The sequence below is a fragment of the Vibrio sp. ED002 genome (assembly GCF_023277445.1).
In the GTDB taxonomy this organism is placed as follows: Bacteria; Pseudomonadota; Gammaproteobacteria; order Enterobacterales; family Vibrionaceae; genus Vibrio; species Vibrio jasicida.
The window spans coordinates 2259518-2275238 of record NZ_CP080239.1; the positions used below are offsets into that span (position 1 = coordinate 2259518).

General features: G+C 45.0%; 15 protein-coding genes. 5 read left to right on the forward strand and 10 right to left on the reverse strand.

What is annotated here, in order from left to right; all coding sequences use genetic code 11:
* Window positions 1-68: 68 nt before the first annotated feature.
* Window positions 69-569, reverse strand: a complete 501-nt coding sequence (locus tag ITG12_RS26860) for a GNAT family N-acetyltransferase (protein WP_038876343.1) — start codon at window positions 567-569, stop codon at window positions 69-71.
* Window positions 570-974: 405 nt separating this feature from the next.
* Here ITG12_RS26860 and napG point away from each other — a divergent pair, with 405 nt between their 5' ends.
* The 3 genes from napG (at window position 975) to ITG12_RS26875 (ending at window position 3055) form a co-directional block, all read left to right on the forward strand.
* Entirely contained in the window at window positions 975-1745 is a 771-nt protein-coding gene (gene napG, locus ITG12_RS26865) for a ferredoxin-type protein NapG (protein ID WP_038876341.1), read from the forward strand.
* Entirely contained in the window at window positions 1745-2599 is an 855-nt protein-coding gene (gene napH / locus ITG12_RS26870; RefSeq protein WP_038876339.1) for a quinol dehydrogenase ferredoxin subunit NapH, read from the forward strand. Before napG ends, napH begins: the two co-directional genes overlap by 1 nt.
* 204 nt (window positions 2600-2803) lie before the next feature.
* The gene (locus ITG12_RS26875; protein ID WP_038876536.1) at window positions 2804-3055 is read left to right on the forward strand and encodes a hypothetical protein; all 252 of its coding nucleotides are present in this window, start codon (window positions 2804-2806) and stop codon (window positions 3053-3055) included.
* Between the two features lie 37 nt (window positions 3056-3092).
* On the opposite strand, the gene ITG12_RS26880 is transcribed toward ITG12_RS26875, so the two are convergent.
* Both ITG12_RS26880 and ITG12_RS26885 read right to left on the reverse strand, forming a co-directional pair.
* On the reverse strand, window positions 3093-3338 hold the full coding sequence (locus ITG12_RS26880) for a hypothetical protein (RefSeq protein ID WP_038876337.1): 246 nt from the start codon (window positions 3336-3338) through the stop codon (window positions 3093-3095).
* 835 nt (window positions 3339-4173) lie between these two features.
* Window positions 4174-4920 (reverse strand): metalloregulator ArsR/SmtB family transcription factor, encoded by a 747-nt coding sequence (locus ITG12_RS26885; protein WP_038876533.1) that lies wholly within the window; start codon window positions 4918-4920, stop codon window positions 4174-4176.
* Window positions 4921-5251: 331 nt separating this feature from the next.
* Between ITG12_RS26885 and ITG12_RS26890 the strand changes: the two genes are divergently transcribed.
* Complete coding sequence (locus ITG12_RS26890; protein ID WP_038876335.1) at window positions 5252-6433, forward strand: MFS transporter; 1182 nt, start codon at window positions 5252-5254, stop codon at window positions 6431-6433.
* 104 nt (window positions 6434-6537) lie between these two features.
* Here the strand turns inward: ITG12_RS26890 and ITG12_RS26895 are convergent, their stop codons facing one another.
* The 5 genes from ITG12_RS26895 to ITG12_RS26915 form a co-directional block, all read right to left on the reverse strand.
* Window positions 6538-7377, reverse strand: a complete 840-nt coding sequence (locus ITG12_RS26895) for an energy-coupling factor transporter transmembrane component T (RefSeq protein ID WP_038876333.1) — start codon at window positions 7375-7377, stop codon at window positions 6538-6540.
* The gene (locus ITG12_RS26900) at window positions 7374-9155 is read right to left on the reverse strand and encodes a DUF3744 domain-containing protein (RefSeq protein WP_038876331.1); all 1782 of its coding nucleotides are present in this window, start codon (window positions 9153-9155) and stop codon (window positions 7374-7376) included. The genes ITG12_RS26895 and ITG12_RS26900 overlap by 4 nt, the downstream gene beginning before the upstream one ends.
* Window positions 9156-9161: 6 nt before the next feature.
* Window positions 9162-9710: an ECF-type riboflavin transporter substrate-binding protein gene (locus tag ITG12_RS26905; RefSeq protein WP_038868496.1), complete on the reverse strand. Its 549-nt coding sequence runs from the start codon at window positions 9708-9710 to the stop codon at window positions 9162-9164.
* A gap of 312 nt (window positions 9711-10022) precedes the next feature.
* Window positions 10023-11153: an HlyD family secretion protein gene (locus ITG12_RS26910; RefSeq protein ID WP_248874590.1), complete on the reverse strand. Its 1131-nt coding sequence runs from the start codon at window positions 11151-11153 to the stop codon at window positions 10023-10025.
* Window positions 11153-11539 carry a DUF3302 domain-containing protein gene (locus ITG12_RS26915; RefSeq protein WP_038868469.1) on the reverse strand — a complete coding sequence of 129 codons (387 nt, stop codon included), beginning with the start codon at window positions 11537-11539 and terminating at the stop codon, window positions 11153-11155. Before ITG12_RS26915 ends, ITG12_RS26910 begins: the two co-directional genes overlap by 1 nt.
* 146 nt (window positions 11540-11685) lie before the next feature.
* Between ITG12_RS26915 and ITG12_RS26920 the strand changes: the two genes are divergently transcribed.
* A complete protein-coding gene (locus ITG12_RS26920; RefSeq protein WP_038876329.1) occupies window positions 11686-12576 on the forward strand; it encodes a DMT family transporter in 891 nt (296 codons plus the stop codon).
* 63 nt (window positions 12577-12639) lie between these two features.
* Here ITG12_RS26920 and ITG12_RS26925 read toward each other — a convergent pair whose 3' ends face one another.
* Window positions 12640-14223 (reverse strand): GGDEF domain-containing protein, encoded by a 1584-nt coding sequence (locus ITG12_RS26925; protein ID WP_038876327.1) that lies wholly within the window; start codon window positions 14221-14223, stop codon window positions 12640-12642.
* Window positions 14207-15691, reverse strand: coding sequence for a hypothetical protein (locus ITG12_RS26930; RefSeq protein WP_038868473.1), 1485 nt, complete (start codon window positions 15689-15691; stop codon window positions 14207-14209). Before ITG12_RS26930 ends, ITG12_RS26925 begins: the two co-directional genes overlap by 17 nt.
* Window positions 15692-15721 lie beyond the last annotated feature (30 nt).

The following is a 15721-nucleotide window of genomic DNA, read 5'->3' on the forward strand; positions in this document are numbered from 1 at the left end:
AAGGTAGATATACCCAAGTATCTCGAGGTTACTTGGGTATATAAAGGCAGTTTTTAGGTCAATAGACGTTAGTTTTTCGGTTTATTGATACGGGCTAGGCTGTAAGTATTAATAAACTCACCGTCTCTAAAAGAGGCATCGACCAATTCACCTTCTATTTCAAAACCGTGTTTCTTGTATAAGCCAATGGCAGCTTCGTTATCGGTGTTCACTTCGATTTGAATACGTCGAACATTGAGCCAGTTGTCGGCGAGCTCCGTTACGGTGCTGATCAACGCGTTGCCGACCCCTAAACCGTGAAACTCATCGTGCACACCGATTCCAAACGAGGCCGTGTGTGATGTTCTTGGGCGCTGGGAGTGATGAAAGCCAATGTTTCCGACCACCTTACCATCGATTTCTGCGACATAACTGTAAACACCTGTGGGCATGTTGGATAGTCGGTCGACCCACATCGCGAGAGATGGCTTAGGGAGTTGCAGGGTTTCACGTTGTGCTTTCGGTTGTGAATAGATTTCGACTAGTGCAGCAGCGTCTTCAACAGTGGTTGGACGTACGATGATTTCCATGCTTCTCTCCTTTGGTTTATTGGAATTAATTTCAATCTAACCAGAGAAATGCGGTTTGAATAGTATTTTTTTAGCTTTAGGCACCAAACTACTTTTAATTTAGTATGTTACGTATTTCTAATTTTAAGTTTTCATAGTGGATTATCATTGAAAATACCAATGAGAGTGATTTTGTGTTGAATTTTTATACTGAGTAACTCTCATTTTATGGAGAATAATGGTGAACTTTGAAATAACGAAATAAAGCCATTTTCACTAAAGTGTGAAGTCGGTATCTGCAACGAGTTGATTTTAATCAAGAGACACTTGAGTTACCTCTTATGGGGTATGGGGAGCACACCTTTTTAGCGCTATTTATGCTTAACTTATTTAAGAGCAATTAGAGCGTGTTTGAGGAAAATAATAATGAAATCCTCTCAATCAAAAACCTCGCAAAGTCGACGTCGATTCTTGCGTGACACTGCCCGTACCGCCGCTGGTGTAGGTGCGGCAGCGTGTGTTCTTGGTTTGCAGTCTTTGCAGAGCCAAGCACGCGAAACTAAAGGTGTGCCTATTCGTCCGCCTGGCGCTTTGCCAGAAGGTGATTTTGAGTCTGCCTGTATTCGTTGTGGGCTGTGTGTTCAGGCGTGCCCTTATGACACTTTGAAGCTTGCGAGTCTGCTATCCCCAGTTGCAACTGGTTCACCGTACTTCACTGCGCGCGATATTCCTTGCGAAATGTGTGAAGACATCCCTTGTGTCGTGGCTTGTCCTAGCGGTGCGTTGGATCATGATCTTACCGATATAGACGATGCGAGAATGGGGACGGCTGTGCTGATCGACCACGAGACCTGTCTGAACTGGCAAGGTTTGCGTTGCGATGTTTGTTACCGTGTCTGCCCGCTAATTGATGAAGCGATAACGCTGGAGAACATTCGTAATGATAGAACGGGCTATCACGCGAAACTGATCCCGACCGTCAATTCTGATGTGTGTACGGGTTGTGGCAAATGCGAACAAGCTTGTGTGCTTGATGTGGCTGCGATCAAAGTGGTGCCAACGGATCTAGCGAAAGGTAAGGTTGGTAGCCACTACAATTTTGGCTGGCAAGAAATCGACAAGCCGCTTGAAAATGTCTTACCAGCAGATAATCCAGTGCCAAGTGGTGCGCTTGAGTCGCTCAAAGGAGGTCAATAATGGCCAAGAACTTAGCGCAAGATGCTGGCAAAGAAGCCATCGAAAAACTGGGCTGGTGGCGTGCGCATCGTTTTCTCATTCTACGTCGATTATGCCAACTGACCATCATTGTTCTGTTTATGGCAGGGCCAACATGGGGCATTCTGCAAGGCAATTTGTCTTCCAGTATGCTGCTTAATACGGTGCCATTAAGCGATCCTCTGATTGTATTACAGTCTCTCGCCACAGGTCATATTCCAGAGTTTAACGCTTTCCTAGGTGTAGCGATTGTGTTGGTGTTTTACGCGATTCTTGCTCCGCGCGCTTTTTGTGCTTGGGTATGCCCACTCAATATCGTGACGGATTTTGCTGCGTGGCTGCGCAGAAAACTCAATCTCAAAGCGAGTTATCGTTGGTCGCCAAATATTCGCTATTGGTTAATTCCTGCATTGATGTTTGGCAGCGCGATTTCGGGCTCAGTGCTTTGGACTTGGTTAGACCCAGTAGCGGCATTGCATCGAGGCCTAGTGTTTGGCATGGGAGCAGGTTGGGTACTTATTTTGCTGGTGTTTGTTCTCGATTTATTGCTCGTAGAACATGGTTGGTGCGGACACTTGTGTCCACTGGGAGCAACGTACAGCGTGATTGGTAGCAAGAGTTTAATGCGAGTCACTGCCGTGCGCCGAGAAGACTGTACTAAGTGCATGGATTGTTTTTATGTTTGCCCCGAGCCGGAGATTTTGCGTCAACCATTAAAAGAAGGCGACCGTCGCGTGATGGATCAAACCTGCATGAGTTGCGGGCGTTGTTTAGATGTTTGTCCTGAAAAGGTGTTTGAGTTCCAGAATCGACTGAATGTGAAGAACATTGAGTAACAAAACAAAGAGTAAGAGAACAAAGAGCGAGTTTAGCTGGTAGGCAGTCTAGTTTTGCTTAATTTTACGATGCCATCAAAATATTATTGAGCTTAATTAAGATTCATCACTGTTATAGAAATAGCGTATTCTTTTTTATTAACCACCCTTGTATCTGGGTGGTTTTTTTTGACTGTTATGACGTGAATGAAAGACTCTATTGTTATGAAAAGCCTCTTAGTTCCTCTTGTTTTACTTGGCGCTGGTTGTGTTAACCAAGCTCAACCCACTGGTCGTGAAGTTGACATCATCGTTGTTGCTCCTATGAAGTCTCAAGTCAGAGTCACTTATCAAGAGCACAATCTATTGAATACCGTTTACCTTAGTGGCGAAGCATGCCGCTTTGATATTGGGCCTACGACCATTAAAGGCGAGGGGGCTTCGGTTGAGCTAAAACCAAATGGCCAGTGTCGATAAACACTGGCCATTTTAGGAAGGAATGGAAGGTGGGCGCTTAGTCCGACTTTTCGTCTTTGATAAGACCTTTTCTTTCTAGTCGCTTCTTAGGGTTAACGCGATGGTCGACGCCTAGCGCTTCTTTCGTAGTATCCGCGATCGTCTCATCAAGCGTACAACGGTTACCTACAACCTTCGTTACACCTTTAGCCAGCTTCTTAGGGCTACATTTTGGGTCGATAGGGCCAGCGTTTGCGACCACAGGAAGCAGTGACAATAACATCACTGAAAATGCGTATTTCATCTCATGAATCCTAATCTCTCAATTCGGTGCTTAATTTAGCATCGGTACTAAAAAGGGTTTAGGCATTCCCAAGATTGTTCATCATCCAGATGACTATAGACGTTTAGATAGGAACAGAAAGTTGAAAGCCCTCTCTCTTCCGTGAGAAAAGGGCTTTCGATGAGGCTTTACCTCATTATCACTAGGCGTGCGGTCTGCTTGTTTAATGGAGCAGGTAGTCCATGCTGACTAGCTGACGCCAAAGCATCGAACTGCCGACCACAACCCACAAAATGGTCTTCGCGATTTTAGCGTTTCGCATGGGTATTCTCGATTATCAAAGATGAAATATTGATTGAGCCGTTTATTGGCTGATGTTCAGATGATACCTCAATGAATACTAGCCGAAGTTATCACCTTTAAAAGATATAGGACTGGAATGCCTACACACTGCATTTTTTGAAAAAAAAGCCCACCCTAGGAGTGGGTGGGAAAGGCTTATGTGGAGTCACAAACTGCTACTAGCTGGAGTCGGGACAATAAGTAGCAAATCGAGTTCAACAATATCGTGTTGGTTACGGTTGCAAAAGGCATCTTGAATAAAGGGTATTTTAACGATGCTCACCACGAAGGCATTTCACTTGTTCATGGGGTATTTATGATATTGGGTTGTACCCAACATGACGAATTGAAGGTGATTTTTACCAATATTATCAGCGTCTTATTTGTAAGGGTGGGTTGGGTTAACACCAAGTTTTGATACTGACTTGTCGCTGACAAAGTGATACCGCTCCAAATCATTTATGCAGCGGTTTTTCATCGAGGCATCAGTATGTCTTAAGCTGAGTGAAAAAGGTTATTGCTCACTTTGTTGTGCGGCTTTCAAGCGGTTCTTTTCAATATTAATGATGCCTGGATTACCGACACGCACTATTTGGAGTAGATGCTTAATCCACATAGGAAGCGAAGGGGAAAGACGATAATGGATCCATAAGCCATGGCGTGTATCTTTTAAGAATGTCGTGTCTCGTAGCAATGCTAAGTGACGAGAGACTTTTGGCTGGCTTTCGTTCAAAGCGTTTTTGAGATCGGTGACGGTTAAGTCTTGTTCATCTTCTAGCAGCATCAATATTTTGAGTCGCAACGGATCGCTCATCAGTTTAAAGAAACTACTTGGATCCACTTGTGTACGGTTTTCTTCACTGTTTACTAGTAGAAATAGACTGATGCGCTCGATCAATTCTTTGGCCGTATTTTGGAACGGTTCTGTGCCTTCGAGTGGTTTTGGATCGACTAGGTTCCAATGTAATTGGTCGATGTTTTGTTCGAAGATCACGCATTCATCTTTGGCGTTATCGCACAATGTAACCACAAAGTCATAAGACTTGTTCGCAACGTCGGCATAATCCTTCGAATGCAGTGACTCGCCAGAAATTGAATGTGCATCTAATACTTCAAACACCCTTGGGTCTACTTCGCTAGGGTGAACACCTGCACTATCAGCATGAAAGAGCGTGCCCGCCATATGGTTAAATATCGCTTCAGCAAGTTGAGATCGTGCGGAATTACCAGTGCAAAGAAACAGGACTTGTTTTTTCATAATATCGAGACAAAAAGTGTGGCTGATGCCGAAAAGAAAGACGAATGGCAATAGTATAACTCTGCACGCGTTCAACAAGAAGCTCACAACCTTTTATCTCCAGGCATAAGCTTCAATTGTTGCCGACGAAAACGGGTTTGTTTCAAAGGAAGAGGATGTAAAGAAATGTTTAAAAGTAGCAAGATTGCAATCTTAGTAGTGAGTATTTTAAATGGAATTTGTCGCTAAGTTTAGGATAATGTTACGAAAGTTGCTAGGTAAATAATTTATAAGGATATTGCGATTTTGTTACATTTGGCGGTATGATGGCGGCTTCATATTCTAAGGACTCATCATGAATACGCCACATAAAAGCTGGAGAACGCCACAGAACTTTCTTCTGCTGATTTCCATTATTGTTCCTATTGCCTTCTCCACTTGGATGGCGCTACTGAACAACTTCGTTATCGAAAAAGCCAACTTTGATGGCGCAGATATCGGCTTACTGCAAAGTGTGCGTGAGATTCCCGGTTTTCTTGCTTTCACTGTTGTCTTTGTTTTGCTGTTTATCCGCGAGCAACGTTTTATGTTGGTCTCGCTCGCTATGCTGACACTGGGCACGGCAATCACAGGTTACTTCCCATCTTTGTTTGGACTTCTTTTTACAACCTTGTTGATGTCGACTGGTTTTCATTACTTTGAAACGTTGAAGCAATCCCTTTCTTTGCAATGGCTAACCAAAGAAGAAGCACCAGAAATGTTAGGCAAGTTTATATCGGTTGGTGCACTAGCGTCTTTGATTACTTATGGTGCGATTTGGATTCTGCTTGAGCAGCTCAAATTAGAATTCAAAACGGTTTACTTGCTGGCGGGCGGTATCGGTTTTGTATTGATTCTGGTGATGGCGTTTGCGTTCCCTGAATTCAAAACGGAAGTTCCACAAAACAAAAAGTTGGTGCTGCGTAAGCGCTACTGGCTTTATTATGCATTGACCTTTATGAGTGGTGCTCGCCGTCAAATCTTCACGGTCTTCGCTGGTTTCTTGATGGTGGAGAAGTTTGGCTATTCGGCTGCGGACATCACACTGCTTTTCTTAATCAACTACTTGTTCAACTTCCTGTTTGCTAAACGTATTGGCCGCTTTATCGGAGCCGTTGGTGAGCGCAAAGCATTGATGTTTGAATATGTGGGACTGATTTTTGTCTTCGTCGGTTACGGTTTAGTGCAAACTGCGGAGTGGGCGGCAGCATTGTACGTGATTGACCATTTGTTCTTTGCACTGGCACTTGCAATCAAAACTTACTTCCAGAAGATAGCCGATCCGGCGGACATGGCATCAACCGCTGGTGTAGCGTTTACCATCAACCACATTGCAGCGGTCGTGATTCCGGTAACCTTTGGTGTGATTTGGTTGGTTTCGCCTTCAAGCGTGTTTTACATTGGCGCAGTTATGGCCGCAGTGAGCTTGTTACTGTCCTTGAATATCCCAGCTAAGCCGGAAGAGGGTAACGAAACTCGTGTGTTGAGATGGAACTAAGTTAGTACTTACTACTCAATAACTTACCGAGAAATTGGGTTATAAAAATGGGATGCAGAGGCATCCCATTTTTGTATTCGGTTTTCAACGTGAGACTGGTTCGTTTAGAACGGATACCAAAACAGTTGAGTGTCTATAACGCGTTTGCTAATCGCAGCGGTGATAATCACGACGATGCCTGCCATACACACCATATCGGCTTTGGTCAGCGGCTTTAGGCTGTACCAAGTACGAGACGAATGACGACCAAAACCACGCAATGTCATCGCGTTAGAGATTTGGTCAGCGCGATCTAGGCTAGAGAAAATCAGCGGACCTAAGATCTTAGAAACGTTCTTCATACGGGTAAAGAACGGCGCTTTCTTACTCAGTTCAACACCACGAGCTTGTTGAGCGTGCATGATGTTCACGAAGTCTTTCTTCACTTCTGGCAAGTAACGCAAGGTCAAACTGACGGCATAAGCGATTTTGTAAGGCACACCCATGCGGTTCAAACTTGCTGCAAACTCAGTAGGATGCGTGGTAAATACAAACACCAAGGCAATTGGGAACATACTGAAGTACTTCAGTGTCACGGTGACCAGATAGAACAAGGTCTCTTGGGTGAGTGAGTAATTACCCGGTAACGACAACAATACTGTTGTTGAGCCCATGTATTCACTGCCTTGTTGCGGCGCTAATGCAAACATAAACAGCGCATTAATCAACAAAACACTGCCTGTACCGATCAGTAAAGGCTTGTACACATGGAAAGGTACCTTGGTCATTTTTAGCAAACCAAGACCTACAACGATCAGTAGAGTAATGATGCGCAAATCAAAGGTTGTAAGTACCACCGTTACCCATGCAATGAACATCAAAAACTTGGTGATGCCATTGAGTTTGTGCAGTGGCGATTGGGTATCGATGTAGTTGATACCAAACTTCATCTTGTTGTCTTTCATGCCACTACTGTCTCAATGTTTTTAGCATCATTATTTTGTGAATCTTGAGCTTTTGAAGCTTGGATATCGGCGTTGTTTTCACGTTCTCGACGCGCTTTTTCAACGTCAATAAAGTGCTGCATAAAGTCGTTCGTGTTCTCAATACCTAACTCAGTAGCCAGTTCATACAAGCTAGTTGTCGCCAAGTTCGCTTGGTCTAACAGTGCTGGGGAACTAAACACTTCGATCATTGGTGCGTCGGCAATCAACTTGCTATCAGCAATCACGATGGAACGAGTGGTGTATTCCAAGACCAAGTGCATGTCGTGCGAGATGATCATCACCGTAATGCCAAGTTCACGATTAAGCTTCTCGATAAAGCTCAGCATTGATGTGTAGTTACGGTAATCTTGTCCAGCAGTAGGCTCGTCCAGAATCAAAAGCTCAGGCTCTAGGGCAAGAATCGATGCAATTGTCACACGCTTCTTCTGACCGTAGCTTAATGCCTCAATTGGCCAATGGCGGTACTTGCTCAAACCACACAGTTCAAGGACTTCCAATACCTTCGCTTCGACTTGTTTCTCTTCAACGCCACGGTTACGCAGGCCAAAAGCCACTTCGTCGAAAATCATGTGATGCGAAATCATATGATTTGGGTTTTGCATTACCACGCCAACCTTTTGACTGCGCTCAAAAATGCTTAGTTCATTGAGGTCCTGACCATTCAAGATCATCGAGCCGTTATCTGGTTCAATCACGCCCATCACAAGCTTAGTGATGGTGGATTTCCCAGAGCCGTTTTTACCCAATACCGATAAAAACTCACCGCGTTTGACATCAAAACTGACCCCTTCAAGCGCGTTCTTTTCGCCATCGTATGAGTAAGTAAGATCACGAACTTCTAGAAGCGTATCGTTTGGGGTTGCAACCTCTGCTACTTGTGAGGCTTCAAACCATGCGCTGACGGTGGATTGGTATTGCGCCAATGGCAATGTGCTTAAGCTCGATGGCTTTGCATCGCCTTCAATCGCGCAGCCTGCTTCTTTCAAAGCAGAAAGATAAAGAGGCTCACGGATACCGTATTCTTCAAGAAGCGGGGACGCTAAGATCTCATCTGGTGTGGTATCTGCGATGATTTCACCACTTTCCATCAGAATAATGCGGTCAACAGAGCGATGCAGCACATCCTCAAGACGGTGCTCGATAATGATGATGGTTTTGCCCGTTTCGCGGTGCAGATCATCGATAATCTCGATGGTCTTCTTACCCGTCTTTGGATCAAGGGCAGCAAGTGGTTCGTCAAACAACAAGATGTCGACGTCATCGACTAAAATACCCGCCAAAGAAACGCGCTGTTTCTGACCGCCTGATAAATCGTGAGGGGAGCGATCTAACATCTGTTCCAAATCGACCATTTTGGCCGTCGCTTTGACCAATGGGTACATGTCGATGTTAGACATCAATTGGTTTTCCAACGCGAATGCGATGTCTTCACCAATACTCAAACCAACAAATTGGCTGTCCGTATCTTGCAGTACGGTACCAACTTTTTCGGTGAATTGGTGCATGTCAAAAGGGGCAGTGTCTTGACCATTGATGGTCAGCTGGCCACTGGTTTCCCCTTTAATCGCATGTGGGATCAGTCCGTTAAGACATTGGCCAAGGGTAGATTTACCACTACCACTTGGACCGATAATGACGATTTTCTCTCCTTTCTCTATCCTTAGATTGATATTTTTTAGCGTCGGTTTGTCCAGCGACTCATATCTAAAAGAGAAGTTAGAAAATTCGATTGTCATTCGACATTAAGCCTCTGTTAAGTTGCGGCTTTGCTTGTTACGTTTTGCGACAGACTTAAGAATGAAGAAGCCAACAATAGCAATAAGAATGGTGTTACCCAGTGCGATGATCGACAGCTGTGTAAATACCTTAGTGAACGGTTCTGCATACAAGATGGTGTCTAGGAAGGCTGAGCAGCCGTAACCAAATACGTTACCCAATAGAGCAAGCACCACGAACAACGCGAAATCTTTCATATTGAAGTCCCCTGTCTCTAAGCGATTACGTGTTAGAGAAGGGAAAAGACCGATGATCAAACCGACAATACCTGAACCAAGTACCCAAGTTAGCCATACGCCCCAGCCTGCAAATAGGTCAGTAACCCAGTGGCCAATGAAGCCAACCAAGAAGCCTACAAGAGGGCCGAATAACACTGAGAACAATGCCAATACCGCCATTGCTGGTTTCAGCGTCGTGTTTGCAAACACAGGAATGCCAAACATTGGCAAACCGCCGATGCCGTATAGCGCAGCACCGATTGCAATAACCACTACGGTTTTAGCAGAAAGATTCATAGATAACCTCAGTTCAATTGTCGATTTTAAAGAACGTTCACTTGCTTTGTTTTTATAGCGCTGATTGTGTAACAAAGTTTGGAAACAACCAAGCTGCTTATTGTTTGCTCTATCTTTCTTCAAGAAATGTGTGATTGGATTCACGCATCCTTTTGACTGGCTTAGTTTTACAGCAAGCATCAAAAATAAGGCGCGCATTATACAGAATATTGATAAAAGTGGGAATGCTATCTGTCTGGATGGCTAGAATGCAACCAGGGGCTAACTGTCAGCCCCTGATTACACTTTTTAGTACGATTTTTGTTCGTTAAATTAATGATCTAGGTATAGGTAGTTTTGCCAGCTCTTCATTCGGATAAGTACTTTACGCATGATAGAAACGTGGGTGAAACTGTCCGAGTAAACTGCGACTTCTACGGCTGTACCTAGTGGTAGATGATATTCAGTTAGATCGTCAGTGATTTGAAGCGTTACAAATACACGTCCGCTTGTACGGAGGGCCTCTGTACCAAGTAGCGCACCACGAGCTTGGAATTGGCTTTCACCGATTGCCGGCAGTACTTCAATCACTTTGCCTTTGAATACACTACCAGGTAGTGCACGGAACATGAATTCCGCTTCAAATCCGGGTTCTAAACGTTGCAAAGAGTTTTGGCGGAAAGCGGCTGTGTACAGTTTTTGCTCGGTATGCACAAAAGTCATCACCGGTGCTAGCGGTAAAGGCACCGCCATCACTCCCGGGCGCAAAGCAAGCTGCGTTACATAGCCTTCGGTTGGGGCTCTAACAACGGTCTGATCAAGATTGAATTCAGCCTGGCGAAGTTCTGCTAGCAATGAGGCAACTTGCGTATTCTCTCCACCAACTTCCGAGTCAAGTGCGATTTGTGCTTGTTCTCGTTTAGATTGCGACACCTCTAGTGCTGCTTGGGCGGCTTTAAACGCTTGTCGACGAGTATCCAGTTGTTGCTCAGTGAACGCGCCACGATCAAAACCACGTTGATAACGGTCGAATTCGCGTTGCGCTTTATCACGCTCTGCAAGGGCTTTGATGACCGCAGCTTCTGCTTCTTGAACGCCCGACTCTAACCCCAATGCACCTTGGCTTGCTTCTTTCACTTTCGCGCGTAGCTTATCGACCTCTGCTTGGAACGGAATCGGGTCGATACGGAAAAGAACATCGCCTTTTTGCAACGGTTGGTTTGCTTGAACAGGTACTTCAATCACTCGACCACGGACACCTGATACCACCGGTGAGGTTGAGAATACTTGGTTACCAATCTGTGTGAATGGGTGGTTGTAGTTCATCAGTAAGATAAGTGTACCGACCAACACTACGCCACCGAGTACAGCCGTTGGTACTGTCCACTTATTCAATGGGATATTGAAGATTTTAAAAATCGCGATACATAGCGCTGCGTAAGTCAGAACCAGTAGTAAATCCATTATTGTTCCTCCTTACCTTGTTCTTTTTGAACTGAAACGCTTGATACAGGTTGTTTACCTTTCAGCGTTGAGACTTCTTTTTTCAATTCGTTGACTTCATCAATTAGCTCTTCAAGTCGATGATGTATATCATGTGTTTCTTGTTCGAGCTGCTTAAAGCCCCAGCCACGTTCTTTACGCCACAAGGTTGCCCAAATCCACAGAAACGGCCAAAGTGCATGTAATGTGAAAAGGCTAACCCAGCCTGCATAATGAATCGCATCTTGGTGAGGATGCTCGCGCTCTTTCGCTATTTCATAAGGAATATCGTGAATCACAATGATTCCGTAGAAGATAACCAAAGCAACGAAAATGAGTAACCCAAGTGCAAAATAGTCTAGAAACATCTTACTTCCCTGTGCTTGTTGCCAAATAGAAAAACTTACGTAAATTAACTGTTTAAGTATTTGATAGAACAATAAGTGAATCAAGTTATTTATAATTTGATTCACTGTTATTGAGAGATACGGCATGCAATACGAAGGAGTAAGCAGTGCAATATTCTGGTGAGATCGCGGCCATTGGCGCTGCGATAGTATGGGCTTTGGCCACTTGGATATATAGCCAATTTAGCCACCGCTTTTCGGCGATGCAGCTGAACATTGTGAAAGGCATCATTGCATCAATGATGATGCTGGTGGTGATGCCATTACTGCCGCAAGGTTTACCTACCCAGATCGAGCCTCTGCATCTGGCGGTGTTGGCGGTGTCTGGGGTGATTGGTATTGCGATTGGTGATTCTGCCTATTTCGCCGCGCTCAAGCGCATTGGGCCAAACAAAACCTTACTGTTGGAATCTCTAGCTCCGCCGTTGTCTGGTGTGCTTGCGTTGGTTTTTTTAGGTTCGGAGTTAACCTTGCAGAGTTGGCTGGGTGTGGTGGTTACCACCGCAGCGGTGACTTTTGTTGTGTTCCAGCCTTCTTCTTCCGGTGAGGCGACAAATTGGAGTGGCATTGGTTTTGGTTTATTGGCCAGTGTCTGCCAAGCTTCAGGTGTGGTGATTTCTCACTATGCCCTCGTCGCGGGTGATTTGCCGCCGCTCTTAGGCGCATTGATTCGATTGAGCATTGGTGTGCTTGCCGTGTGTCTTGTGATTAAGGTTGTCGAACCTGAACCATTTAAAGGGATTAAACGGCACATCACAACAATGGGGAATAAAGCCATGGGTTGGCTATTGCTGGCGATTTTCGTTGGGACTTTCCTAGCGTTATGGTTACAGCAAGTTGCATTGAAATACGCCAATCCAGCGATTGCACAAACTCTCATTGCAACCAGTCCGTTGTTTATCTTGGTGATCTATGCTGTGCGCGGGGAAAAGGTGGGTGTGAAAAGTGTCATGGGAACCTTGATGGCGTTGGGCGGTATTTCGCTTTTCTTCCTGTAATATTGTTGATTGAATCCAAAGAAAACGCCCCAGTTGATGCTGGGGCGTTTTTTATTGATTGCTTTAAAGCTCCGTACACACTTGGTTCCGGCCGTTGGCCTTGGCTCGGTACAGGGCTTTGTCAGCGCGATAGAAGGTACGTTGTGTGTTCTCACCTTCACGATGAAGTGTGATACCGATGGAAACGGTCAAGCCACGCTCACCTAATATTTCATGCCAACCAAACTGATAGATACGTTCGCGATAGTTTTCTGCGTGCATCTCTGCACGGGCAAGTTCTGTATTTTCCAGAATCACCAAAAATTCTTCACCGCCAAAGCGAACGCAAGATGACCCTCGGAATTTAAAGTAGCCAGACAGCTCTTTTGATACGTTCTGAATTGCTTTATCACCGACTAAATGACTCAGTTCATCGTTAATTGATTTGAAATGGTCAATATCAATCACCATCAGTGCAAATGACGTGTCATGCAACAACAAGTCTTTCAGCTTCACTTCTAACCAACGGCGGTTGTGCAGCGAAGTGAGTGGGTCGGTAAATACATCCTGCTGTAGCTGCGCTACGGTATTTTTGTGTTGTTTAGTGGTTTCTTTCAGCTCTTTGTTTTCAATCTCAGAAAGAATCAATTTAAGCTGCAACTCAAAGCGAGTGAGGCGACGTAATTGGGCTGCACCTAGCTCACCGATTGGGATATGTTTGATGAGGTCGGATTCAACACGGAATGCTTTTTTCTCGTAGTTGAGAGCTTCTTTAAATTGGCCTTGAGAAGAGCACACTTGACTCATTGCATTGTAAAAGCGATTGGCGATCAGTGGAGAGGAATACTCATTAATGCGCTTGCCTGTCGAGGATAAAAGCAGGTTTGCCAGAGATTGGTGTCCGATTTCGTTCAAGCAGTAAGCCGTTTCGATTTTCACCATGGTCGATAGCCATTGAGTGTGCTGCTTACCTGTCGAGTATTGAATATGTGAAATCGCAATCAGGGCTTGGTTGCACTCGTTTTGTAGACGCAATAACTTAGCACGGTATAAATGAATTTGGCTGGTGAGGTTTTTGTCACTCACCAAAATACTCAACTCTTCACATTCGCTAAGTAAGTCAGTTGCTGAACCAATGCGCTGTATACTGATATAGCAAGCTAACATGTAAAGCTTGTAACGCAACCTAAGCGAACGACTGCCAATAGCATGGTCTATAGCATCAATCTTTTGGTAGTAGCGTAGCGCCTTGTTATGGTCACCATAAGCGTCACACAAGTTGCCCATGCCAATAATGGCAAGTACGTATTCGTCGATATAACCGTATTCCACCGCAATGTTGGTGGAAGCTATGTATTCCGTTAACGCTGCGTTGTAATCGCCCTTTTCAACCAGACGATCGCTCAGGCTCGCTTTGACGGATAGAATGTCTTCGACATCCTCAGGCAATTTGAGTAAGTCTAAAGCTTGTCTAAGCTCTTCAATGCTGGTACTCAGCTGTTTGATTTTGCTGCGATATTCTGCGCTGATGATGTGGCAATGGGCTTTTTCACGATTTGTTGACGCGATATGAAAGCGGATATGTTCCCAAAGGTTCAGCGCTTCTTCGCCAGTAACAGAAGAAGGGTCCATGCCTGCATCGGTCACTTTACTAAGCAGTTGTTCCATTCTTCATTACCTCAATGTGGCTTTCTTCCAATTGCTCCAATGTGAACGGGAAGGTCAGGATATCTTGCAGATAGAGGGTCGGTTTAGCTCCGGCTAAGCCACGTCGTTTCCAAGGGTAAATGTCTAACATGGCACAAACCGTGCGGTACAAGTCTTCTGCCGCTTGATCTTTCTCTGCGATCAACATAGCTAAGCGATCGCTGCTCAAACGAGAGATCAAGTCACTGGATGTCGTTAATGAGTGAACGAGCTCAGTACACACATCAAGGAAAGCTGGCTCAGTATGGCGGATCATAATGATCGCGTGGTTTGATTGCTTAAGCTCTGTTTTGAATAGAACCAGTTGCTCCCACCAATAGGTTTCGGATACAACGTTGGAGAACTGTTTTTCTGGATCGTATTCATGCTGGGCACGAATACGGTTAATGAGCTTTCTCGCGCGTTGCTCTAACTGACGTTTAGATCCTCGCGCTTTATCCATACTTACTCGATGCGTCTGCTCCTTGAGCATTTTAAGCGCATGTTTGCGATATTTTTGGAAGGCTTGGAAAGCGCCTTCATAATCGCCTTGTTCTTCTGCGACGCGCGATTGCTGAAAGCAGATTTGGCTGAGCAGTTCACCATTATCAAAGCTCAGGGCGGACTGCTCTGCAGATTGCAGTAAGGAGGCGGCGTTTTCGGTATTCTTGCGCAGCAATTCGAGTCGGGCTCGGCTGATGAAGGAGTGCGCCTTCATCCAAGTTAGGTCTTGTTCAATCGCGAGTTGATGTGCTTTCTGAGTCGCCTCTTCTGCTGCATCGAGACGTTCTAATCCCAGTAATGCCAATCCCTTAAAATCCCAAATTTCAGCTTGCCATGTGTTGTCGTCATGATCACGAAGTACCTCGGTAGCGCCATCTAGCACCGTCAGCATTTCAACGAAGTTATTCAGCAGATAATAATCCCATGCGAGTAGGATTCGAGCTTTGCCTTCTAACCATGCAATACGGACGTTGTTTGCCACTTTGACGGCTAATTCGTGTGTGGATGCGGCTAGTTTGTGTTCGTTGGTGATGCGCCAAACGTTACCAAGTCCGATAAGGGCCTCGATTTGGATTTCAATGTCATCAACCAATGCGGATTGTTCTAACGCATTTATCCAGTACTGTTGGGCGGAGTAGTATTTAGCTTGTCCCCAGTATTGCAAGGCGAAGAGGTGAAGGATTTCAGGTAAATGATCGTCGGTGTCGAGTTGAATTTGAAGGCTGTAGGCGTCTTTGACGAGTTTGAGCCCGTGTCGGTAGTCCATGCTACACCAACAGGCATGTGCCATGATGATCAATGCTCGAATTTCGCCATCAACAAATAGGATTTGCTCCGCACGAATTCTGCATTGTTCGGCGATTCGAAATGCGCGTTCCGGATCAGATTTTATCTGGCCATCGAGGGCGTTTAGCTCTGCTTCTAGCTGAATTTGGCTTTTATCCAACGTTCACATCCATGACTATCGAACTGGAAT